General features: G+C 43.3%; 29 protein-coding genes and 1 pseudogene. 29 read left to right on the forward strand and 1 reads right to left on the reverse strand.

Features of this window, described 5'->3' with window-relative positions:
- Positions 1 to 103 precede the first annotated feature (103 nt).
- From EEL30_06555 to EEL30_06695, 29 genes and pseudogenes are all read left to right on the forward strand, one after another.
- Positions 104 to 1,666, forward strand: coding sequence for a DUF1073 domain-containing protein (locus EEL30_06555; GenBank protein QDX92058.1), 1,563 nt, complete (start codon positions 104 to 106; stop codon positions 1,664 to 1,666).
- The gene (locus tag EEL30_06560) at positions 1,536 to 2,372 is read left to right on the forward strand and encodes a phage head morphogenesis protein (GenBank protein QDX92059.1); all 837 of its coding nucleotides are present in this window, start codon (positions 1,536 to 1,538) and stop codon (positions 2,370 to 2,372) included. Before EEL30_06555 ends, EEL30_06560 begins: the two co-directional genes overlap by 131 nt.
- Before the next feature lie 91 nt (positions 2,373 to 2,463).
- The gene (locus EEL30_06565; GenBank protein ID QDX92060.1) at positions 2,464 to 3,708 is read left to right on the forward strand and encodes a DUF2213 domain-containing protein; all 1,245 of its coding nucleotides are present in this window, start codon (positions 2,464 to 2,466) and stop codon (positions 3,706 to 3,708) included.
- Positions 3,709 to 3,735: 27 nt separating this feature from the next.
- Positions 3,736 to 4,251, forward strand: coding sequence for a hypothetical protein (locus EEL30_06570; protein QDX92061.1), 516 nt, complete (start codon positions 3,736 to 3,738; stop codon positions 4,249 to 4,251).
- Positions 4,252 to 4,271: 20 nt separating this feature from the next.
- Positions 4,272 to 5,288 carry a DUF2184 domain-containing protein gene (locus EEL30_06575; GenBank protein ID QDX92062.1) on the forward strand — a complete coding sequence of 339 codons (1,017 nt, stop codon included), beginning with the start codon at positions 4,272 to 4,274 and terminating at the stop codon, positions 5,286 to 5,288.
- A 13-nt stretch (positions 5,289 to 5,301) separates the two neighbouring features.
- Complete coding sequence (locus EEL30_06580; protein ID QDX92063.1) at positions 5,302 to 5,568, forward strand: hypothetical protein; 267 nt, start codon at positions 5,302 to 5,304, stop codon at positions 5,566 to 5,568.
- A gap of 21 nt (positions 5,569 to 5,589) precedes the next feature.
- Positions 5,590 to 6,081 (forward strand): DUF4054 domain-containing protein, encoded by a 492-nt coding sequence (locus tag EEL30_06585; GenBank protein QDX95691.1) that lies wholly within the window; start codon positions 5,590 to 5,592, stop codon positions 6,079 to 6,081.
- A 14-nt stretch (positions 6,082 to 6,095) separates the two neighbouring features.
- The gene (locus EEL30_06590) at positions 6,096 to 6,674 is read left to right on the forward strand and encodes a hypothetical protein (GenBank protein QDX92064.1); all 579 of its coding nucleotides are present in this window, start codon (positions 6,096 to 6,098) and stop codon (positions 6,672 to 6,674) included.
- A gap of 6 nt (positions 6,675 to 6,680) precedes the next feature.
- Positions 6,681 to 7,031, forward strand: coding sequence for a hypothetical protein (locus EEL30_06595; protein ID QDX92065.1), 351 nt, complete (start codon positions 6,681 to 6,683; stop codon positions 7,029 to 7,031).
- Positions 7,032 to 7,571 (forward strand): hypothetical protein, encoded by a 540-nt coding sequence (locus EEL30_06600; protein ID QDX92066.1) that lies wholly within the window; start codon positions 7,032 to 7,034, stop codon positions 7,569 to 7,571.
- Positions 7,572 to 7,589: 18 nt separating this feature from the next.
- Positions 7,590 to 8,690 (forward strand): DUF3383 family protein, encoded by a 1,101-nt coding sequence (locus tag EEL30_06605; protein QDX92067.1) that lies wholly within the window; start codon positions 7,590 to 7,592, stop codon positions 8,688 to 8,690.
- Between the two features lie 17 nt (positions 8,691 to 8,707).
- A complete protein-coding gene (locus EEL30_06610) occupies positions 8,708 to 9,145 on the forward strand; it encodes a DUF3277 family protein (protein ID QDX92068.1) in 438 nt (145 codons plus the stop codon).
- Positions 9,146 to 9,209: 64 nt separating this feature from the next.
- Positions 9,210 to 9,680, forward strand: a complete 471-nt coding sequence (locus EEL30_06615; protein QDX92069.1) for a hypothetical protein — start codon at positions 9,210 to 9,212, stop codon at positions 9,678 to 9,680.
- A gap of 5 nt (positions 9,681 to 9,685) precedes the next feature.
- Positions 9,686 to 9,865: a 4-alpha-glucanotransferase gene (locus EEL30_06620; GenBank protein ID QDX92070.1), complete on the forward strand. Its 180-nt coding sequence runs from the start codon at positions 9,686 to 9,688 to the stop codon at positions 9,863 to 9,865.
- Positions 9,862 to 11,721 (forward strand): hypothetical protein, encoded by a 1,860-nt coding sequence (locus tag EEL30_06625; GenBank protein QDX92071.1) that lies wholly within the window; start codon positions 9,862 to 9,864, stop codon positions 11,719 to 11,721. Before EEL30_06620 ends, EEL30_06625 begins: the two co-directional genes overlap by 4 nt.
- 11 nt (positions 11,722 to 11,732) lie before the next feature.
- Entirely contained in the window at positions 11,733 to 12,305 is a 573-nt protein-coding gene (locus EEL30_06630) for a hypothetical protein (protein ID QDX92072.1), read from the forward strand.
- 133 nt (positions 12,306 to 12,438) lie between these two features.
- Complete coding sequence (locus tag EEL30_06635; protein ID QDX92073.1) at positions 12,439 to 12,651, forward strand: hypothetical protein; 213 nt, start codon at positions 12,439 to 12,441, stop codon at positions 12,649 to 12,651.
- Between the two features lie 322 nt (positions 12,652 to 12,973).
- Positions 12,974 to 13,621: a hypothetical protein gene (locus EEL30_06640; GenBank protein QDX92074.1), complete on the forward strand. Its 648-nt coding sequence runs from the start codon at positions 12,974 to 12,976 to the stop codon at positions 13,619 to 13,621.
- A 74-nt stretch (positions 13,622 to 13,695) separates the two neighbouring features.
- Entirely contained in the window at positions 13,696 to 15,183 is a 1,488-nt protein-coding gene (locus EEL30_06645) for a hypothetical protein (protein ID QDX92075.1), read from the forward strand.
- 4 nt (positions 15,184 to 15,187) lie between these two features.
- Entirely contained in the window at positions 15,188 to 15,787 is a 600-nt protein-coding gene (locus tag EEL30_06650) for a hypothetical protein (protein ID QDX92076.1), read from the forward strand.
- A complete protein-coding gene (locus EEL30_06655) occupies positions 15,784 to 16,131 on the forward strand; it encodes a hypothetical protein (GenBank protein QDX92077.1) in 348 nt (115 codons plus the stop codon). Before EEL30_06650 ends, EEL30_06655 begins: the two co-directional genes overlap by 4 nt.
- A gap of 18 nt (positions 16,132 to 16,149) precedes the next feature.
- A complete protein-coding gene (locus EEL30_06660) occupies positions 16,150 to 17,325 on the forward strand; it encodes a hypothetical protein (GenBank protein ID QDX92078.1) in 1,176 nt (391 codons plus the stop codon).
- A 15-nt stretch (positions 17,326 to 17,340) separates the two neighbouring features.
- Positions 17,341 to 18,003 carry a DUF2612 domain-containing protein gene (locus EEL30_06665; GenBank protein ID QDX92079.1) on the forward strand — a complete coding sequence of 221 codons (663 nt, stop codon included), beginning with the start codon at positions 17,341 to 17,343 and terminating at the stop codon, positions 18,001 to 18,003.
- 634 nt (positions 18,004 to 18,637) lie between these two features.
- Positions 18,638 to 18,736: pseudogene (locus EEL30_06670) on the forward strand (phage tail protein).
- Between the two features lie 125 nt (positions 18,737 to 18,861).
- On the forward strand, positions 18,862 to 19,380 hold the full coding sequence (locus EEL30_06675; protein ID QDX92080.1) for a hypothetical protein: 519 nt from the start codon (positions 18,862 to 18,864) through the stop codon (positions 19,378 to 19,380).
- 14 nt (positions 19,381 to 19,394) lie between these two features.
- Complete coding sequence (locus EEL30_06680) at positions 19,395 to 20,144, forward strand: hypothetical protein (GenBank protein QDX92081.1); 750 nt, start codon at positions 19,395 to 19,397, stop codon at positions 20,142 to 20,144.
- Between the two features lie 279 nt (positions 20,145 to 20,423).
- Positions 20,424 to 20,894 (forward strand): holin, encoded by a 471-nt coding sequence (locus EEL30_06685; protein ID QDX92082.1) that lies wholly within the window; start codon positions 20,424 to 20,426, stop codon positions 20,892 to 20,894.
- Positions 20,891 to 21,136 carry a hypothetical protein gene (locus EEL30_06690; GenBank protein ID QDX92083.1) on the forward strand — a complete coding sequence of 82 codons (246 nt, stop codon included), beginning with the start codon at positions 20,891 to 20,893 and terminating at the stop codon, positions 21,134 to 21,136. Before EEL30_06685 ends, EEL30_06690 begins: the two co-directional genes overlap by 4 nt.
- Entirely contained in the window at positions 21,133 to 21,756 is a 624-nt protein-coding gene (locus EEL30_06695) for a mannosyl-glycoprotein endo-beta-N-acetylglucosamidase (protein QDX92084.1), read from the forward strand. Before EEL30_06690 ends, EEL30_06695 begins: the two co-directional genes overlap by 4 nt.
- Before the next feature lie 145 nt (positions 21,757 to 21,901).
- On the opposite strand, the gene EEL30_06700 is transcribed toward EEL30_06695, so the two are convergent.
- Entirely contained in the window at positions 21,902 to 23,515 is a 1,614-nt protein-coding gene (locus EEL30_06700; protein ID QDX92085.1) for a hypothetical protein, read from the reverse strand.
- Positions 23,516 to 23,533 lie beyond the last annotated feature (18 nt).

The following is a 23,533-nucleotide window of genomic DNA, read 5'->3' on the forward strand; positions in this document are numbered from 1 at the left end:
TTGAGGCTATGTCAGAAATCGTTAAAGCAACTACAGAACTGCTCCTAGTAATTGATAATATCTAGACTTTGATAGAGAGATTTGGAAGGAAGGAGGAGCGCATATGAGCAGACGTAAAAGAAAATCTACAAGGGATGCAAGACAACCACCTGCAATACAGAAACAGAAGAAACCTGAAGCTAAGTTGCCAAAGGGTCTGACAACGGATGCTTTTTCCAATGTACTTGCCCGTCTAGGTAGCGGAACGCCTAACCTCATGGAAGGTACTGACTATACGCTGACCAGGCTTACTCAGAATTACCAGCTCATGAACACCCTTTACAGAGAACACTGGATCATACGGAAGATCATCGACACTATCCCCGAAGACATGACGCGAAACTGGATCACGATCACGACCCAACTTCCTCCTGACGAGATCAGAAAGATTGATAAGCTGTGGCGTGTTCGCCGAGTCAGACAAAAGATACTGACGGGGTTGAAATGGGGGCGGTTATACGGTGGCGCTGTTGGCTTGATCATGATTGAGGGACACGATGACATCCTGCATCAACCGCTGGATTTTGATATGATCATGCCTGGTTCGTTCAAGGGCCTCATGATCCTAGATCGATGGTCTGGGGTATATCCAAGTCCAGAATTGGTAGATGATATCGATGATCCTGAGTTCGGACTACCGGAGTCCTATCAAGTGACTATTGACGGTGGACAGACTATGAATGTTCATCACAGTCGCATTGTCCGTTTCATTGGGCGAGAGCTGCCGTACTGGGAGAAGCTGGCGGAAGTCTACTGGGGCGCTTCCGAAGTGGAGGTCGTGTTTGACGAGCTGAAAAAAAGGGATAACACTAGTTGGAATATTGCGCAGCTTGTTTTTCTTGCGAATCTCCGCGTAATGAAAAGCGAAGATTTAGGAGCAATGCTCGCAATTGGAGACGAAAGACTGCAAAACGATGTCTATAACACTATTCAGATTCAAAACTGGCTGATGAGTAATATGGGGTTGAATGTGATCGGGAAAAATGATGATTTCCAAACGCACCAATACACTTTCACAGGGCTGAATGACATCTATGAAAGCTTTATGCTAGATGTCGCAGGTGCGTGCCAGATACCTGTCACAAAGCTGTTTGGTCGTGCTCCCGCTGGAATGAATGCTACCGGGGAAAGCGACATGCAAAACTACTATGAGGTAGTGCAACAGCAACAAGAATCAACTCTTGGTCCGATCCTCGACAAGCTACTGCCGATTATGTGCATGTCAGAGTTTGGAGCTATACCTGATGATATCGACTACACATTCGATCCGATCAGAACACCAAACGATAAAGACGTAGCCGAACTGGTAGACAAGAAAACAACATCGATCATCAATGTATTTCAGGCGGGTATTATCGACCAGAAAACAGCACTGAAGGAACTAAAGCAGATGAGCGAGACAACGGGCATGTTCACCAACATCACTGATGATGATATTGAAAATGCTGACGACACCACTCATCAAGGCGAGTTCGGATTTGGCGGTGATTTAGACTGTGGCGAAGACGAGTACGCTTTGGGCACCCAAACGCCGTATAGAGCAGACTTACCGCAAGGCGATACAAGCGGTTCTGAAAAGTTTAGGAGAGTCCTTGACCGATTTAGAAGACGCCTCAGAAATAGCTAATAGAATTAAAGACTTCACATATAATCCTCTGTTTCTGGAATATGCTGAAGCTTCAGCTATGAAAATGGTTACGCATCTCTTTAGCGATGCAGGGCGAACGTGGCGGCAGGCCGCAAAAACGAATAGCAAGGGACGTCTGATCTTTCAAGCTCTCCAGAAAGAAATGCGTGGGCCGATAGGAGCTGCTGTGCGTCTTCAAGCCGAACGTAATGCTGAAGTAATCAAGTCACTACCTATCGACATTGCAAAACAGGTGAATGAGCACGTTTTGCGAGAGGCTATAAAAGGTACAAGGTCTAGCGAAATTGCTCTGCAAATCAAGGAGTTCTTTCCTGAGGAATCTAAAGCAAAGGCAAACCTTATAGCTCGTACAGAAGTAAGTAAAACCTCAACAGCGTTGACTCAAGCGCGCTGCGAGTTTGTAGGAGCTGACTGGTACATCTGGCGCACGAGCGAGGATTCCCGTGTTCGTGGTTCTCATAGGCTTATGGATGGCGTGATTGTCAAGTGGAATGATCCACCTAGCCCTGAAAAGCTGGACGGCGAGACTCGGACATTTGGACATTATCATGCTGGCGAGATTTTTAATTGCCGTTGTTATGCCGAACCTGTGATTGACCTGAATCTAATTAGTTGGCCGGTAAAGGTGTACTACGGTGGACGTATTCAGCGTATGACACGCAAACAATTTGAAAAGATTGCTTAAACGAAGCCAAACAGTAGGCTTCTTTTTTATTGCCTGAGAGGGGGTGAGAACAATTAGAAGAGCGTATTACGGTTCGCGCTTTAGCCCGAATATGACGGCTACACCAGAGGGATTCCTGATCTGTCATAACGTTCCAATAGCAAGGACAGGTTGGTACGAATACCTAGCAGAAGAAATCGGCGCTATCGATCAAAAAGGCAAGATTGTGAAAGTGTATCGAAGCCCGGATGACGTATTCAGTCCGGGGGCTATCGCTAGTTTCGAAGGCAAAGTCCTGACAGGCGAGCATCCTCATGAAGCTGTAACGCCAGATAACGCGACCCGGTACACAAAAGGAGTTATACAGAACGTCCGACAAGGCTCTGGCGAAAACAGTGATCTTTTACTTGCAGACTTGGTCGTCTATGATCAAACACTCATAAACGAGATTCAGGATGGTAAACGAGAGGTTTCATGTGGCTACGATTGTACGTATGAGGAAATGGAAGACGGAACCTATCAACAAAGGGAAATTTGCGGAAACCATGTCGCTGTTGTGAAAAGCGGCCGAGCTGGTGATCGCGTTGCAATACAAGATTCAAATTCCCAAACGCTTGTGAATATCAAACCGAAATCGAAAGGAGATACAAGTATGGCAAACAAAATTACATTACCGAGAAAAACAAAATCACGCGTCACTGACTTGCTGGCTGCAATCGGCTTGAAACAATTTGCTACCGATGCCGAGCCAGAAGAGATTAAGGAAGCGGTGGATGCACTTGTCGAGGAAAGGGAATCAGAGGACAACGATCCTGATGAAACAAAAAAAGAGACAGCTACTGACAATCAAGATCCTGCCTTTCAAGCCCTAACTGAACAAGTAGCCAAACTTACAGATATGGTTATGCAGCTCACACAAGCAAAAGATGAAGAGCCTAAGCCAGAGAGCCTAATTGACAATGCTATTGCTGAACTTGAAGATTCCGATGAACAAGAGGTGGCAGATGATGAAGAGGAAAGCCACACCATCCCTGTTGAGCACATGGACGAGGAAGGTCCTGTTTCTGACCCAGAAGACCGACCACAAAGCGCTTTGACGGGAGACAACGCTTATAAGATTCAAGCCCTGAAAGTAATCAAACCTATTATTGCTGCTATTCCCGACCCTGCTGAGAGAAAGCGAGCTACCGATGCTGCAATCGCTAGTATCAAGAGAAAACCAGCCAAGAATGCTTACGCAAACATTAATAAAGGTCGTAGAAAGACAGCTACTGACAACAAGCCTAAGAGTGATTACTCTCAGCTTGGTCGTGATATCGCAAGAAAATACAATCCCCATTACAAGGATCGCTCGTAATAGAGCGAATGAAAGGATGGATGATCAATGCCAGGTGGCGTAGTTGGAAAATCTCTTAATCTAGGGTATGCCGGAAGTGTCTCTCGAAGTGCGGATGCTATTATCACAAATCGTTTAGTTAGATCAACTGATAAGGAAGATATTACGTTTGGAGCGGCTGTTGTACTGAATAGTGACAATACCTACTCCAAATTCGGATCATATGGTACAGCAGAAGCATTTGCAGGTGTGGCAGTGCGCGAAGTCAAGCAAAGCACGGACTACTTTGGGGATCAAGGCTTTTATAGACCAGGACAGCCATGCGATATTCTCGAACGTGGTTCTGTGACAGTTATCTGCAATGTAGGAAAGCCGTCTGCCGGCGGAGATGTGTTTGTTCGTATTAAAGCAAACCCGTCAGTCCCAAATGGTGTGATTGGAGGATTTGAAGCAGCCGAGGACGGAACGAACACAGTAAAGATCACAGGAGTCAAATGGAAAACAGGTAAGATCGACACGAATAAGGTCGCTGAAATCACAATTCTTTCACGGATCAATCCGTAAGTAAGGGGGACAAATATACCATGACAGCACCTAAAGCACCTTTAGCAAGAAAAGTGCACACTATCGATGGGCTTGGACCATCAATGACGATGAACGACGCAGCAATCGGCTCCGGTATGGCGTTTCTAGTCGGGGAACTTGAAAAGCGTGACCCACGACTTTTAGAACCGTTAAGCAGTGTAACTTGGATGCGCGATATCGTATCCAAGACTGGCGGTGGATGGGTTGATTTCACTTCAAACCAATTCGTTGACTACGCTACCACTGGCGGAAATGAAGACGGTATTATCGGAGGCGAAACCAACGATATCCCAGTCATGCAAGCAAATACAACCAAAGACGTTTACAAGGTGTTTAACTTTGCGAATATCTTGAAGGTTCCGTTTGTCGATCAGCAAAAACTACAGAACATCGGTCGAAGCCTAGATGACATTCTGGATAAAGGTATTCGTTTGAACTATAACAAGTCTATCGACAACATCGTATACACTGGCTTTCCACGTGCAGGCGTATACGGTCTTATCAATAGCCCTGACATTACGGCATCTGCTGTCGCCGCTGGTGTATCTGGGCAAACCAAATGGAACAAAAAAACACCGGATGAAATCCTTGCAGACATTAACGCAATCATTACAGATACGTGGGCGGCGTCTGAGTACGATTTAACGGGTATGGCAAACCATATTCTTATTCCACCACAGCAATACGCGTACCTTGTCGGCACGAAAGTAAGCGAGGCTGGAAACATTTCTATCCTGCAATTTTTGCTTGATAACAACATCGGCAAAAACCAAGGGATTGATCTTACGATTGCCCCATCGCGTTGGTGTTCTGGTGCGGGTACCGGTGGCACAGATAGAATGGTTGCCTATGTAAATGACGAGGACCGTGTAAACTTCGATCTAACAGTACCGCTCAGCCGAGTTATGACTCAATCGCAAGTAACTGAGATGGCATACTTGACTGCCTATGCTGCTCAAATCGGTCAGGTCAAATTCTTATACACCCAATGCGCTCGTTACGGCGACGGCATTTAAGGAGGCGTTTGATATGCGTATTTTCTCGAAAAAGTCGTTTCAATTTGATCACCCAGCAGGGCAAGAACCTGCTGTGGTGGTTCAGTCGCAAAGCTTTGCTGATGTTCCGGATTGGGTATCCAGATCCTTGATGTTTAAACTTGCCAGTCAAAACGAAGACGTCACATTGGTGGAAAATAAGCAGGATGAAAAAGTAGCAGAAACAGGAAGCAAAGCAAAGAAGGCTTCGGAGAAAAAAGCGGAAGCTGAGGCGGCCGCAGAAGATGGCCAACAACAATAAAGAAGGTGAGCGCATATGTCAATGACAGGTGGCAGCATGAGTGCACCAGGAGTCATAGGGGTTGCTTCTAACATCAGGACGGGGAGCAATCCCCCTTTTAGTTTCGAGGACTTCATCGCAGTTTATCCGCAGTTTGGAGCAAATGCGGAGGGGAACTATGTAATACCACAAATGATCATACAAATGTATATTGACCTCGCAAACGAGTGTATCAAACAAGCAAGATGGCATTCCTACTGGACTGTTGCAACGGGGTGGTTTGTTGCTCACTTCTGCACGTTGTACATGCAGGGTATAGCAGATCCAAACAGCGGAGCAGCGGGTGTCTTAAAAGCAGGACAAACACGGGGGCTAGCTACCTCAAAGTCGGCTGGCGATGTGTCCGTAAGTACGGACTACTCCGTGATTGCTCAGGACCTAGACGGATGGGCTGCATGGAAGCTTACGATTTATGGACAACAGCTTGCAACGATTGGGCGTTTAGTTGGAAAAGGCGGCATGTATGTCTATTAAAGAGGTGATGTCATGTGTTTAGCGCCTTTGCCAAAGTTACGACAGGGGTAGACAAAACTGACGAGCTTAAAAAAATCTTGGACGGTTTAGCAAAAAAGCAGGTGTATGTGGGTATCCCTGAAGGTGGCGAGCGCCCGGAGGAACAAGGTCAACCTATCACAAATGCGCAACTGCTGTATGCTCACACCCACGGCATCCGTCAAAAGGCGATGCGTGATGAAATGAACCCTAAGGTGGAAAGCGGTGAAATGACATACAGCAAAGCTTATCAGATGTGGATACAAACACATGGGTCACCCCTTTGGCGTTCGCCTCCACGTCCTGTCCTCGAACCGGCTATTGAGCATAACAAGGAAGCCTTATCAAACCAATTGAGAAAGGTTTCTGAAGTAGCTCTGGACGGTGGAGACCCTGAACCAGAGTTACACAAAGCAGGCTTAATGGGACAAAACTTTGCCCGAGAATGGTTTACTAACCCTGAAAACGGATGGCCGCCTAACTCTCCGATCACAGAAGAGAGAAAAGGCAGCGACAAGCCGCTCATTGATACGGGCGAGATCCGCAAAGCTATCACCTATGTTGTGAAAGGATGATCGTAGATGATCGATGTCAGTGAAGTGATTACAGATCCTGATTTTGCCCAGTCGTTTACCGTTCATCGCAAATCAGGAGAATGGATAGCAGGACGGTCGGTATCCTCCGACGCATCAATAACAATGACCGGCATCGTAACCGTTGCGGATGCAAAGACGCTGGAACAACTGCCAGAAGGCGACCGTGTAACAGGACTGATGTGTTTCTACTCTACCCATGAACTGTTTACAACCCGTGAGCAGGGCACGTCGGATCAGTTAGAATGGCGCAAAGAGTTGTACAGAGTAAAGCAAGTATTTCCTTATGGGGATTATGGGTACTTCAAAGCGATTGGGCAAAGGATGGCAGGTGATTAGATGGCAGCAGATACAGCTCTCACACTGGCTGAGATAGAAGATATCTTTTGGCAGTGCACAATTAAGAACCTCGGACTCGACCCTGACAAGAAAGAAAGTCAAAAGCGTGTTCGTATTGGATACCCAGCAGACGGCGCTCCAGCTTGGAAGCGTGACGAGAATGTTGGGTTTATTCTTGTCTCGTTTGCCAGCGACCCTATGACAGAACAAGTGGAGTTGTCTTACAACAAGACCAGTGAGACCACAGCAGATCACATTTCCAGCTATACCCGCGTCATTCAAGTTTCATGGACATTTTACGGTCCGAGTAGCTATGAAGATGCGGATAAGGTACGCGCAGGTCTGTACAGAAGCCCATTGCTTTTTTCCCCGTTGCATTTAGTCACGAATACTCCTTCTCCTTTTCGTTTGCCGGAACTATTCAGCGGACAATGGTGGGAACGCTCTACGTTAACAGCGAGGTTTAATGAAAAAGTGGTACGCAGTTCTACAGTCAAATACATTCAATCTGCAGATGTGCAGGTTATCCCAAATAGATAAGAAAGGTAGGTGTTTTTCTTGGCTCAGTCTCTTGATGATATCGTAAAAGTGAATGTCATAGTGTCGCCCATGGCGCAAAGTGCCGGAACGTTTAATATTGGTCTGATTGTGGGAAAATCAAAGGCGATTACTGCTTCAGACCGTGTAAAAATTTATTCAAGTTTGCCTGATATGAGTGACGATGGTTGGAAAGAGTCAGACCCAGAATATGCAGCGGCCAAACTTTACTACAGTCAATCTCCTACTCCATCAAAATTGGTCGTTGGACGCTGGGACGATACAGAAACAGTAGCCGATGCAATAAAAGCATGCCGTGCAGCAAACAATGATTGGTATGCCTGCTACGTAGTAGATGCTACTTCCGAAGAAATCGAGGCGGTAGCATCAGAAGTGGAAGCCATGAAACCGGAGTCTGTGTACTTCTACACAACCAATGATGAAGCAGTAAAAGCAGGTACAACCGGAAACATCATGGAAACGCTGAAAAACAAGGCTTATAAACGTACATGGGGACAATACAGCACCACGCCACATGCAGCGGCCGCCGCGATGGGATATTCAATGGGGGCTAATACCGGTGGAGCAAATTCAGCTTACACGTTGGCTTATAAAACCGAAGTCGGAGTCTCACCAGAGCCTCTTTCCACAACAGAAGTACAGAAAATACTCGCTTTGAACGGAAATGTATATACAGCCTACGGAGCCAAGTATAAGTTGCTTGTGCAAGGAAAAATGGCAAGTGGTGTGCATTTTGACGAGGTTTTAAATTTGGATATGCTCCAAGCAGAAATTCAAATCGGAGCAACCAATGCCCTAGTAGGTACAGGAAAAATTCCACAAACAGAAGATGGTATGGCACTGCTGATTAGTGCCATTTCTGAGCAGTGCGACAAGTCTGTGATGCGAGGAGCGATTGCACCAGGAGTGTGGAAAGCGGCTCCCGTCCTCACTTTGGAACGAGGGGATACGCTGTCGAAAGGATACATGGTACTGGCTGAAAGGATTGCAGATCAAACACAGGACGAACGAGATGCACGAAAAGCTCCGCCGATCTATGTACCGGTTAAGATGGCAGGAGCAATTGAGCATGTTGTCGTCAATGTAACGGTCAATCGCTAGGAGAGGAGAAAGAGTAAATGTCATACACGACGTATAGTTTTGCTGACGTAGCGATGGTTATTTCGCACGCATCTGTCGGTCAATATGTAGCAACGGGCGCGGGACTAGGAAGCATCTCTACTGCGATGGCGCAAGAACGGACGACCCATGATGTTGCTGCTGACGGCACGATTATGATTTCAAAAATCGAGGGGCGAAACGGCAGTCATACGATTTCTGTGCAACAAACCTCCGATTTAAATAAGTGGCTCTTGAAACTATACAACTACCTATCACAAGCTCCCGCTTCAGAGTGGGCAGGCATAAAAATAACGGTCCGTGCGTCTACGATGCAGGAGTTAATTAGATCTATTGGGGTATCATTTCAGAAACTGCCAGACAAGCAATTTCAGGCACAGGGTCAACAAGTTTCATGGGTACTAATGGCGGCAGATATTGACCAGAACGTGACATAAGCATTCACCAATAATCAAGTAAGGAGCCTAGAAGGGCTCTTTTTTAATAAGAGGAGGAACCTACATGCAACCAATCGTGAAGCATAAATACGTAGAGGTCGGGGATCGCAAGTTTCAAATACGGAAGTTTCCAGCAAAAGTTGGATCGTTCATGATTATCAGGCTGACAGCGTTGATTGCTCCGATGTTCACGGCAGCAATTAAGTCGAATGTAAAAGCCAAGTCAGTAGATGAAGCCAAGTTGGCAGATGACATCGATATCTCAGGTGTGTTGGAACAACTGACTAACCTCTCAGAAAAAGACTTTGACTATATACAAGAGAAAGCTTTGAGCGTTTGCTATGAGTCGCTACCGGGAGGACTTGCCCCTGTATTACATGCAAATGGAACATTCGGGGTAGAAAACCTTGAAGATGACACAGTAACAGTTATGGCACTTACAATACATGCCCTTACATTTAACATGACAAGTTTTTTTCAAGGGAGCGGTCTCGGGGGTCTAGTGAAGGGATTGGTTTCATCCCAGCAAGATTAATCAATGTGGATGAGTTTCTTTTTGCCCCTGTCCTTGGTGGTCTTTGGACACATCGAGATGTCGTAGAGGACGTGTTCGACATCGATGATTTGCTAGACGCCCATGAAATTATGGAAGTTAAGGCAGAAAACACGCGAAGGGCGCAAGAGGCTGCCAAATTACAGGAAGGGGGGGTGCTAGGTTGATCGATGTTATCAAAGAGTATTTAGTTTCACTAGGGATGTCGGTTGATAAAAACTCTTTCAATGAAGCGACGAAAATAATTCAAACGGCTGAACAGGGTGTTAAAAGCTTTGCTGGATCAACTATCAAACGCTTTGGGCTGGCGGGAACTGCTGTAGTTGGTACTTTAGCTGCCGCAAACGCCGGTATCGCCACCTTTCTGGGCAGTCTGGCTAAAGCTGACTTGGAAAACGAGAAGTTCGCCCGCAAAATGTGGATTTCAAAAGATACAGCAGAGGAGCTTAACAGCACCCTGAAAGTTATGGGCGCTACGATTGAAGACCTTTACCTCAGTCCAGAACTGCTGAGTGATTTCAAACAATTGCGTTCAACAATCAGCGAAATGAAGCCCCCTCCCGAATTTCAAAATCAGATGAAGACGATCCGTTCCGTTCAGTTTGAGTTTCAGAGACTGCGGTTGGAGTCAACTTATGCGCTCCAATGGATCGGATTTTATCTGTTCAAGTATTTAGAAGGCCCTATTTTAAATATCAAAAACGGGATGCGATCGTTTAATAACTCGATTACGAAAAGCATGCCGAAATGGACGAAGAATATCGCGCAGTTTCTAAGTTGGATCGCAAGGCTAGGTATTGCTTTCTACAAAGGCGGACGAGATGTCTTCAAGATGTTCTCTAAGTTGGGTGAGCATATACCTCGTTCGCTCAAAATAATAGGTGCCGCGTTGTTAGGACTGTCTGTTATTTTACGGATGGGTCCATTTGGCATCATATTCAGCATTCTGACAGGGATTCTGTTGCTTCTCGACGATTTTTACACCTATCTCGAAGGCGGAGAAAGTGCCTTTGAACCGTTTTGGAAAAAGCTTCAAAGCATCTATAAACTGCTGAAAGATAACGGTGTTATCAAACAATTTTGGGATGAGTTCGATTCTGGCATGCGTAAAGCGGGGGCAGGCGTAAAGAAGACATGGGAGTGGCTTGTTCGACTGTACAACAAGTTTGAAGAAAATGGATCGTTAAGAAACTTCAAACAAGGCATAGAAACAAACTTTTCAACTGCCAAAACAATCATAAAAGATTACAGCTCGTGGGTTACAAAGGTTTTCGAGGACTTGAATAAGGAAGGAAAGCTATCCGGTCTTGAAGAGTCTTTCATAAAACTGGGGAAAGAAATTTCAGAAGGTTACGTAGCGGTCTCGAAGTTTGTTGAAAAACTCTATGGGTTAGAGGAAACCAAGGAAGTGTTCCAATGGCTTGGCGATTTTTTAGAGAACACGCTGAAGTACATTCTCGACAAAATAAATGACACGTTACAAGCAGTAACTTATTCTCTAAAATCAGCCAGAGCGTTTTTAACCGGGGATGACGAGCTACAAGAGGAAGCAAATAAAGAGTTCCTTGGCGATGACCCGCACGAAAAAAGGCCTATCGGGTTAGGGAGAATGAAACCTGCAGATGCACTTCGAGATTTGAAGAGTCAAATGCCTTCGACTCAAGACGCTAAACTAGAGTCGAGTGTAAACAATTTGCCCAGGAACCTTGAACCGTCGTTTAAGAAAGCGCTGAATGAATCCGAAATGGTAAAAGGGATGCGTGGATTCAGTCAAGATTTGAAAACAGGATTTAATCTCCTAACCGCAACGATGAATCCTGACATAATGCAGTATTACCAGGGGATGTCTGCTGGAGCCTATGCAAACAGTTACATGTATACAGCGAATGCTACATCGCAGACTACTATCAAAAACGAGAATAAGCCAGTTTTTTATATCAATAGCACGGAGCCGAAAGTAGCGGCACAAGAAGTCAACAATCAATGGAATAATAATTTTCGTAGCATGCGCAACCCATTTTAGGAGGTGAAACTGTGCCTGTAAGTCCGATACTGGATCTTAGTTCCCGGCCTATTGCATCGCTTGTTTACCTCAAGACGAATATCGGCGGCTGGTTCTTCGATGCTTTTTTGCGCTCAACACATACTAGCCGACTGAACATCACCCAGCATCCCGTGCAGACAGGAGCTGCGCTGACCGACCATGCTTATCTCCAGCCAAAGGAACTGACAATGGAAGTAGGTATGTCTGACGTAGCGGAAGGTCTAATACCTGGGCAATTTACGGGGAGTTGGAGTCGATCTGTTCACGCATTCAAGGTGTTGCAGGAACTTCAAGCATTGCGTGTACCTTTGCAGATTCACACACGTCTAGGTCTTTACCAAAATATGTTGATCGAAGAACTTACAGCACCTGACGATTTTACTACACTGTCAGGACTTCGTTGCACGGTAACTATGCGTGAAATCATCGTAGCGCAAGTACGCACGGTAAAGATTAGTAGTAAGCCGGCTGTAACTGATCGAGCTAAACAAGGTAAAAAAGAGCCTGTCGATAAGAATAAAAGCGTCATTGTTCAAAGTAGGGATAAATTGTTTGGGCGGTGATTATTTGGCAACCGTAATATTACCAATCGTACCTGAGCGAAATCAGGATTTTTCCTGTACCCTACCTATCGGGTCAGCAAACATTACGCTGGATTTCGCATTAACTTACAACTCTCCAGGGGGATACTGGTTCATGTCGATCACTGATCATGAAACTGGGAAACTTCTAGTTGATGCCCTTCCACTATTACCTGGTGAATATCCGACCGCAAATCTATTAGAGTCGCATGGATATCTAAAGATAGGAAGTGCTGTAGTTGTTTCTGCTAATGGAGATAACTCAGCCCCCACATTTGACTCGCTGGGGAAAGACCACTTGGTAGTTTGGAGTGATGATGTTTTTTAAAACTTATTCAAAATATTTGCTACAATCGACATTGTTCGACAATAGAACGAGGAGTACATGTGTTAATATACTGATAAACAATAATCAAGCTGGGGATAAACGATGAAGAACTGCAAGTATTGCGCAAGGAAAGTAGCGCCAATATATAGGAGAAATAAATTTAGTTTAATTTGGTTTATATTCTCTGGCCTTATTTCGTTCGGTATCATTTCTACTATCTATCTTCTGTTATGGATATTTGGTAGTAAACCGCGATGCCCGATTTGCAATGCGAGATTATAGCAATAAAAAGGAGTTAAATAAGCAATTTGGTGGTGCTTAAATGAAAACGAAACTAATATTTTTCTTGGCAGTATTAGTCTTTTTTGTATCCAATAGTGCAAATGTCTCTTATGCGGCAACCATTCCGAGCACAAATTACAATATTCAAATCCCAACTAATATTAAAAAGCCAGTTGACTTCATTGAATATCTTTTCAATAAAGGCCTTATTAAAAATTTCAATGATGCGAGAAATTATATGGAAAGCAACAAGGTTAAAATTCTGAAACTAGATCCAAAATTGGTAGATTACGGTTTTACGACAAATTTTTACGCCGAAATTAATCAACCGTCGGTAAATAATGGAGTTCAGCCAAGCGCATTTAACCAAAACACATACATTGAATGGATTGTTCCAGTGGTCGTTTATAATTCGAGTAAGCAAACACAAGAAATAAGTAAAGAAAGTTTTAACTTAGTACCACATGTGCTGGCTGAAGGTAATGAATTACATGTTCTAGCATTAAATGCTGAATACATCAAAGATCGTTCCAATGGTGCGATTGTTGGAAATGTAAAGGTAGCTCCTGAAACAGAACAGTATATCAATGTAGTATTCCACATTTATACTCCAACCTTTATGGAAAATGTAAAAATCAGATTGTATGACGGAAAAGATCATACAGACGTTAAAATCACGAAAAAATGACAATCTATATCAGTTTTGCTAAAGCACTCCTCATTGGGGTGCTTTTTATTTGCTCTCAGGAGGATGTGAGTACTTTGAATGCAGCCGCCCAACGTATCTACAATTTAGGAGTCAAGGAAGCGCAAATGCAGGGAGTAGACGTTAACATTGTACTGGCTACTCTCGAAGCTGAAACAAATTTTACAAATAAAACGGGAGATCAAGGAAACTCTCTCGGTCCTGGGCAAGTGCAACCGCGATGGCATAGCGCCACTTTTATTGCACAGGCAAACCGATTTCGTCTTGAGTGGCCACGTACACTGCAAGAACAGACAAATTTGGTGCTTAGTCACGACCAATTTGCTGTTGCTGTTGCCGTTGCAGTGATCAAACAAAAATGGGATGCAGCAAAAGGTAACTTTCTGCAATTCTCCAAATGGTATGTAGGAGAAAAAATACCACAATCGGACTATGAGCGACGGTTGAAGATTTACCAGAAGTACGTGGGCGGAGGCGTACCAAATACATGGCCAGGAACGTCCTCTGTTGCGTCAGGTAGCAACTCACCAAGTGGATTTGGAGGAAGTCCATCATCAGCAAATCAAATTAACGACATATCCCTTCCTTCCACAAACTACGGCATAGTTGCAAACAGTCAAAAAAACGGAAATGTCTTATATGGACGGCGATACCGCGTACTGGTATCAAGTGCGAAGGGAGCCGCTCTGGATGTCTCACAGTTGCGATGTATGTTTGATATTCGTAAAACACTGACACCACAGCCGAACTTTTCAACCGTGACCATATACAACTTAAATGCCGAAACGGAAAACCAAATTATTAACGAAGGGGATACCGTAATTGTAGAAGCTGGCTATGAGGGGGAACAGTACGGCTTAATTTTTCGCGGTGATGTCGTACAAGCCGTTCGAGGTAAAGAAGACGGGGTATCATACAAGCTAACACTAAATTCCATAGATGGTGATAGGTTTTTAAATTCAGGGTATGTTACTTTTTCTGTTGCCAAGGGCCAAACTGCCCGTACTCAAATCAGTGCAGTTACAGATAGAGCCAAAATTCCTGCGAAACTTGGGACAATCTCAGGCAATTTGCAGTCAGCCCAGCTCACACGTGGAAAAGTATTTTTTGGGCTGGCGAAAGACTATCTCAGACAGCTTGCCCAATCGAACTCGGCGACGTTTTATCTTGAAGATGGAAAAGTGAATGTTATTACAGCTCAGGATTATCCGCCAAACGAAATCGTCGACTTGTCTCCGGATTCAGGGTTAATCGGAACCCCAATGCAGAATGATTTTGGGGTGAATTTTAAATGTTTACTTAACCCACGATTGAAAATAAATTCGCTTGTCCGAATTAACAACAGCTTGATCCAAGAGCAGACATACCAATTTGGTCAGATGCCACGAGGACTGGATGCTGCTGGCATCTATCGCATCATTGGTATGCGCTTTTATGGAGATACACAGGGTGATGCATGGTATACAGAATGCGACTGTGTATCTCAAGCTGGTGGGGTTATGCCAGGGTTAATGGCATCTACTAGTTCAAATCCTTGGAGGTGATTATGTGGGGGTTTCTGTTAACGAACGTGTAAAGGAAAATGAAATCGAATTCTACAATACTTTGGTTGATAAGATTTTCAGTACCATGCGGGTTAGCGTTCCTGGCATTATTAAAAAGTTTGATCATGAGACACAGACAGCAGAGGTTCAAATTGCGTTACGTGAGCATGTGCAGCAAGAAGACTTGCAATATATCTGGACAAAGATCGACCCTCTGTTGGATGTTCCCGTTGTTTTTCCACGGGGCGGCGGGTATGTTCTTACCTTTCCGATCAAAGAAGATGACGAGTGCCTAGTTGTCTTTTCTGATATGTGTATCGATGCTTGGTTTACGCTTGGAAAGCTACAAAACCAGATAGAAAAGCGACGGCACGACTTGTCTGATGCAATATGTATTCCTGGTCTATGGTCACAGCCAAGAAAACTGAAAGACTTTTCTCAGAACCATGTCGAGTTGCGTGATGAGGACAGGAGCCAGTTCATCCGGATGAAGCCCGGTGTTATTGATCTTGTTTCCCCTACCGTACGGGTAAACGGTGTGAATATCACTACACAGGAAAGATATGACGAGTGGATCGACGGAGGAGGGAGAGTGGACACATGAAATACAGAGAAATGGTCGGCGGTGACTACAGCATGGGCAGACCGTTTCTATCTAAAGCGGCTGCTGTAGGACAAGCGATCTATACGCGATTAAAACTCCTCATGGAGGAATGGTGGGAGCAACTTGACGATGGGCTTCCGCTTTTCCAAAATATCCTCGGCGCAAGTGGGCATCCAGATAACTTGCAGGCGGTCGACCTTTTGGTGCAAGCGCGGATCATTGAAACACCCCATGTATCGCAGATCACCAACTTCCAAAGCACCTATGATAATCGGACTTACTTTTTTCAATGCAATGTAGAGACAACATTCGGAGAAACCATTCCCATATCCATTACTTTCTAAAGGAGGCGAAAGAGAAATATGGCCTACTTTGCACCGTACATTGATGAAACAGGCTATCACATGCCTTTCTACGCAGATATCCGAGATGAACTGGTGAATCAGGCAAAAGGGATTTTTGGACAGGACATGTATCTGGGAAACGATAGTCAAGACTACCAGTTCATCTCTGTTTTTTCCAGCATGCTCTATGACTCCTATCTAACCTGCCAAGCTGTCTATAACAGTAGGGGGCCAGCTACAGCAATCGGAGCAGGCTTGGATGTAGTAGTCGGACTCAACGGAATCAAACGTTTACGGAACACCTATTCAAAAGCTCCCGTCACTCTAACTGGCACACCTGGAGCAATTATCTCGAACGGAATCGTTTCAGATGCAGGGCACAACTGGTCTCTGCCTTCGGTAACGATAGGAACAGGCGGTACGTATTCCACGATTGCAACTTGCCAGACAATAGGCCCGATCCAAGCAGAGGCTAACACGATTACAGGTATTGTTACTCCGACGCTAGGTTGGACGGGTGTAACTAATCCGGAGGCAGCCGTCCCAGGAAAATATACCGAATTAGATCCACAACTACGGTCTCGTCAAGCGATCAGTACGGCCAATCCTAGTCGGACAGTATTGGAAGGAATAAAAGGGGGCATTGCAGCAGTAAGCGGCGTCACGAGGTATGACGTATATGAAAATGACACAGGCATGACAAACGAACTGGGGCATCCTCCGCATTCGATTACTGCAGTTGTGGAGGGTGGAGATGACGCGGACATTGCACAGACCATTTTTAACAGAAAGACACCGGGATGCTATACGAATGGGACAACGACTATGAATATTGAAGATCGTTTTGGAGAGACGACCCCTATTCGTTTTTATCGTCCAACTTATGTGGATATAGCTGTTGTCGTACAGGTTAAGAGACTGAATGGCTTTACTACTCAAACTGCAGATGATATCGCTAGCTATATTGCAGACTTCATTAATAGTGTGGCACTGGGCAACAGTAGTCTTGTTTTATCCAGCTTATGGGGAGCAGCTTTACAGGCGAATAGAGTTTTAACGAGTCCGTCCTTTTCTATTACAAGTTTGACAGCTGCGAGGCTGGGTGATCCGCAAGCGTCCTCGGATATTTCGTTGCTGTTTTATGAGGCAGTGCGCGGATCAAAGGCGAATGTCACTGTCAAAGTCACAGCGTAAGAGGGTGGGCAGAGAATGGCAATTAAGCAATACTTAGATTTGATCACTTCACAACATTGGGGCAAAGACAAGTACGTTCGCTGGCTAACCGCGGTGCTTGAAAAAGGGGACGCAGTTGTTACCGTGGCAAATCAGATACCTGAAGCTTTCACGATCGAAAAAGCAGTAGGGGTGCAGTTGAATACCGTGGGGGATTTGGTGGGCAGGTCACGGTACCTGCCTTTTCAATTGGCTGATGGTACATCACCGACAATGGATGACTCGATCTATCGAGTGGCACTAAAGGCTAAGATAGCACAAAACCAATGGGACGGTACCATACCGCAAATTTACGAGTTATGGGACGACCTTTTCCCTGACGCGCGACTGAGACTATACGACAACCAAGACATGACCATGAAGGCGAGTATTCGAGGAGAACTGGGACTGCAAAGCGTCTTACTGGTTACTGTAGGATATATTATCCCAAAGCCGTCTGGCGTCCGACTTAACATCGCTTTTGAGTCCGAACTTGACCGGATGGATTACATTGGTATGTGTGTGACAGGTACGGACGTAGTAACCATTGATTCAGAAATGCCAGAAGATTGGTGGCTATCGCAAGCAAATCGAATGGACTATCAAGGGTTACTTGTAACAAATAAAGATAAGACAACAATTAGTTCTGAGGCACTGTAAAGGAGGAAATCGAATGGCAATCTACCCAGTGATGACAATTACGCAACGTGGTAAAGAGCTATATGCCAAGTCACAGACGGGAACAGCAATCACCTACACACGTATGAGGATTGGTTCAGGGTCCTACACAGGCGATCCATCTATTTTAACTGACCTGGTACAGCCAATTGATTATGTATCAATCAGTTCTTTTGCAAGAACGGGAAGCACTGCTCATATAAAGGCTGTGTTCCAAAATAACAAGATCACGCAAACAACGTATTCTTGCGAGATTGGCATATTTGCAAAAGACCCAGACTTGGGCGAGATCATGTATGCCTACTCAAATGCAGGTACGAAAGGTGATTACATCCCACCTTTTTCGACTGGTCCGTTTTCGCGAGAGTTCCAGTTGAATGTAGCGGTAGGAACTGCTAGTCAGGTCGTTGCAAATATTCCTGATACGTTGTTTCTCCCGCTAGCTGGAGGGACTATGACAGGTCCGCTGATTTTGTCCGGCAATCCTACACAAGCTTTGCAAGCCTCCCCTAAGCAATATGTGGACGAAAAAGTTGCAGAAACTAGCAGTAATTTTGAAACACACTTAAAAAACTTTTCCAACCCACACAAAGTAACGGCAGCGCAAATCGGAGCTGAAACACCTGCAGGAGCACAAGCTAAAGCAGATAAGGCTGAAACAAATGCCAAAAATGCCTCAGTACCGCGAACTGGTGGAACAATGACAGGTCCTCTTACAGCCCAAAACAACACCAGCTATACAACAAAACAGGTGCGTAACATTATTCTCTCCACGAACGATCCCACAGGTGGGGACAACGGTGATATTTGGATTAAGTACAAGGTATAGGAGGTTTAGGTATGGCGAAATTTTTATACAAAAAATACTACGCTTCCCCTGTCTACAAATATGATCCTCTTCAATTTGGATATAGATACGAATCCGTCGGTGATTTGGCGGGATACAAAAGTTTTGCGTTTGACCCTTCGACCGGACAATTCAGAGGAACCGGAGATTTTATAACCTTAAAACCAGGACAGTATGGTCAAGTATATGTGATCAATACTAATACAACTCTTTTTTTCCAATATTGGTATACAGAAAAAATTATCCATCAAGACCGGACGACATCCTACATATCTTATTATGAAAAAGGTTCATATATTGGGGATGTAGTTGAAGAAGATGGGTCGTACCCCGAAAATGGCCCGCAAGGAAACTATTGGTATGTGAAAATAGGTCCTGCGTTTCCAAATATGAAAGTAAACATAGGCGGCTCATGGAAAGAATGTACAGAAGGTTGGGTGAACATCAACGGGGTATGGAAAAGTATTGATAGAATCTTGATTAAAGAAAACGGTGTCTGGAAGGAAAGCTAAGGAGGTACTAACGGATGCAAGTATATATTCATGATTATCGTATGGATGGAAGCGATTATGTAGTTTCCTTTCGAACAATTACTAGTAGCGGAAAAGAGTTTATAACAGAACATATGATTAGTTCGGAACAAGCAAAAAACAAATCACAAAAAGAAATCATAGAATTAGCATGGATTGCTGTTAAAGACACCGTTGAGATTCATGCTGAAAGAGTAGAGAGGGAGATGGAGACCGATCCAGTTCAGTGCGATCTAATCGGTCAAAAATTAATAGAACCGAAAAGCAAGCCTGCTAGATTAGATTTAGTCGGCCCATGGTTTATAGAGCAAAGTGAAACAGTACAAACGATAACGTATTCGGCTATCCTTTATGACCAATACGGGAAAGAGATTGCTGCTAACGCCCTTAAATGGAGACTAGCCAATGCGCCAGATCATGTGAGTTTTAATGAGAACGTTCTGACCATTCAGCCTGTAACTTTAGAGGAAAAAGTTACGTTTCATCTCCTTGCCTCAACTGATGGAGTGGAAGAAAAGATTTCTGTTAGTCTCCTTACGTATCAACCGAAAACGGTAGAAGAACGAGTTCTGATGCTAGAAGATCAGACTGAAAAGTTGAAGAAAGAAAATCTGACTACGATGCGTGCTGTAACTGAAGCATTTGAACAAGGAGTTACTACCGAAGAGAAAACCAAGACCAACATGATTGCCATAACCGATCTATACGAACAAACACAAGAACTCCAAAGCGCCGATGGGAAGTAAACTCATTGAGGCGTTTTTATTTTGGTTACTTTCTCTTTTGAAGGGAGGTGATTCTATGGCAATTGTGGTAATCTATGCAACTCTAATTATTGAAGGAGATAAAGAATTTTCCCAAGTACCAACTCGAATTAAGTCTGATGTAAAACGTCAACTCGAAGTGCTCGGAGTGCCAGAATTAGCACAATAACGCCTTTTCCAATCGGAGAGGCGTTTTTTCATGGGGAGTCATTTATGCGGCTCTCTTTTATTTTTGCCCCAAGGGGTGAGGAGGCATGATACATGCGGCTAACAATGGAGATTCAAACCTTATTCAAACCAGGAAACGGTATTGCTGCTCTTATAGGAGCCGTGGTCCTCCCGTGGGTAGACATTCTATACGGTGCAGAACGTCGGGAAGTATTGTTTTTCTTCTGTCTAATAATTGGAGCAGATTGGCTTACAGGTGTTTGTGCATCGAAAAGAGAGAAAACCTATTCATCTGATTATGGAATCAGGAAAGGGATACCACGTACTCTATTCGTTTTCTTGTTACCCGTCATTGCTAATTTTTTTGACGCTGCCTTACAGACTCCTGGATTCCTTTTTTATGGAGTCATATTTGGCTTGTCCTACCACACATGGGTAAGCGTAACAGCAAATACGGTGCGCGCGGGATGGGGGCGGATAGTACCTGTATCTGTTATGAGACTTATAGGTTCGGAACTGAAGGCAAAATCAGAACGTTCCCAAAAGCATAAGGAGGGGAAATGATGGATATGACCTATGATATTGCTACATTAGCGGCAATTGTTGCGGCGCTTACTGGTGTGGCTAAAGGCTTTGGGTTTCCGAATAAATACGCTCCAGTGGTCGCTATGGTGTTTTCGGCCCTTTTTGTATTTCTGCCAACTGGGGAATTAAAAAACAATCTACTAACAACGGTGGTTGTCGGATTAACGGCTGCGGGAGCTTATAGCTATGTAAAACCGGACAACGGAGGGAACAAGCAATGAAACCACAGGATTTTATAGATAAGATTGCACCTGGTGCTGTAGCAGACATGAAGAAAACGAGGATACCTGCATCCCTTACAATTGCTCAGGCAATCCTTGAATCAGCTTGGGGCGAAAGTGGATTAACCAAGCAAGGGAATAACCTGTTTGGTATCAAAGGAACAGGTCCAGCAGGTGTTTGCGCCATGCCTACAAAGGAGAATTACAACGGTCAATGGACGACCGTAACAGCTAATTTCCGAGCCTATAATAACTGGGGAGAGTCTATTGCAGATCACTCCAAGCTAATTCTAAACGGTACGAGAGACAAGCCTACACGCTATCATGGCGTGTTAGGCGCTGATTATAAGACGGCTTGCTACGCAATCCACAAAGGTGGCTACGCCACTGATCCTGGTTATCCGGGTAAACTTATTGGATTGATCGAAAAGTACGGACTAGCTACATATGACAAGGAGGAAACAACAGTGAAACCAGAAGTAGCAAACGAAATTATCAGCCATTTACAAGGGCAATGGGCTTTTTACAATCAGATGGGGATGAAGGATAAGGCTGTGAGGATCGGGCGATTGGCTGATGAGTTGCGATTGGCGAGTGGACAGAAAGCAGAGAATAGGTGAATATTTATAAAAACAATAATAGCCATTTTTTGGATGGACTTTTATACAAAAAATGGCTATTATTTGATTGACTAGAAAGAAGAACATTATTATAATATGGTCATAATATATAAGGTAACAGCAGGGGAGCATATGGCAATCACACCTAGTGGTTAGGCGTTGCTCCCTTTGTGTTTTTTAAAATATCGTATAATAGCATAAGCCGACGAAGCTCGGTTAAAATTGTATTAGCTCCATCACTTTTTAATTCTTTAAGTTCAGAAATTATAAAGTCTTTAATCTCCTCCAGATCTAATTGTTTAATATTGTAGGAAAGAGTCGCATATATTTTTTCCTTTTTTTTATCTGATTGTATTATTTTTTTTACAGTTTTAGCGTTCCGATTAATAACATTTGATTTATTTATCTTGTTGAATTGAATATCAAAATTATCTACTATACCAATTTTTTGTTTCAATTTCTCCTTATCCGAAGGATGAAGATTGCTTTTTTCCATTAATTTACTATCTAATAACTTACAAATTGGTATTCTCGATCTAGGATTTTGAGTTGCTGCAAATTTCATTTTTATGTCAAGACTCATCATATCTGATTCAGAAATATAATCTAATGAATAACTGATTATATCAGGACTTTGATAGATATATGTAGAGTCACCTAATGCTACAGCGATTTTTTTGTCTTTTAAAGTATCTTCTAAAGAATCCAAATCACTAGTAGAAGTTAAAACGGTGTTTAGTTCTCCTTCTCTTCCTCTATCAACTATAAGTTTTTTTAAAATATGTTGATATTTTCTTATACCAGATGGAGCTACGCCTTGATCAATGGCTCCTATTGTTTTAAAGATTTTTTCGAAATTATCGGTTTTAATTAATTTTATTTTACATCCTAAATCTTTATCGTTAATTGCTTCTTCTATTATGTTTTTCTCATCTTTTAACCATTCGATTAAAATAAGTCGATCTTCAAGTAATATGATTTCTTCTTCAGTTAACGAACGGGTGAAGTCCTTTATTATCTTTCTAATGTTTAAATCAGTAAGGGAATAGCCTATAAAAATGATTGGAGAATGAATCATCATTGAAATGATTTTTGCACTAATCAAAACTGAATTTTTTTCGAAATTATTATAATCATTTTCAGAAATAATTATATCACTAGGGCAATCTACTGAGCCATGCAACTTATATAATTCAGCATAACCTAAGGTTTGTTTAAAAAAACCCTTTTGACCAATATATTTATCTATTTTGTATTGACTAATCTCGTTATAAGACTGCTCTACAAAACTATCATAATTTGTTGTCAAAATGATTTGTGCTTTTAATAGCATTTTTTGAAAAAATCTATATTCTTCTAGCATAGTATCTTTTAATTGATATTCACTAAATTTTGAAGCGATTGCTTTTTTTAATGGTTGAATTTTAGTTTTATAAGCATCTTTAGGTGTGAAATCTGCTATAGATATTTTACCTTCATTAAAAGCTTTATTATATTTCTCTTCAATAAGAGTACCCATTTTGATATTTGTATAAAAATCAATTTCTTTTACATTATAAGATGGATTTTCTTTTTCAATGCTATCCCTTAAATTATTTAATTCCCCATAAAAATTCTGAAGTCCCATTTCTAACCAAAAACTCTCTAGTAAACTTGTCCAGTCTGGGTAATTTAATAAAAAACGTTTTGATATACCAGAACCAATAAAAATTATCGGAAATTCATTATCAATTTTTAACTTATCTAGTGTATTTTGCATTTTATACACCTCCATTTA

The organism is Brevibacillus laterosporus (assembly GCA_007833815.1).
Classification (GTDB): Bacteria; Bacillota; Bacilli; order Brevibacillales; family Brevibacillaceae; genus Brevibacillus_B; species Brevibacillus_B laterosporus_D.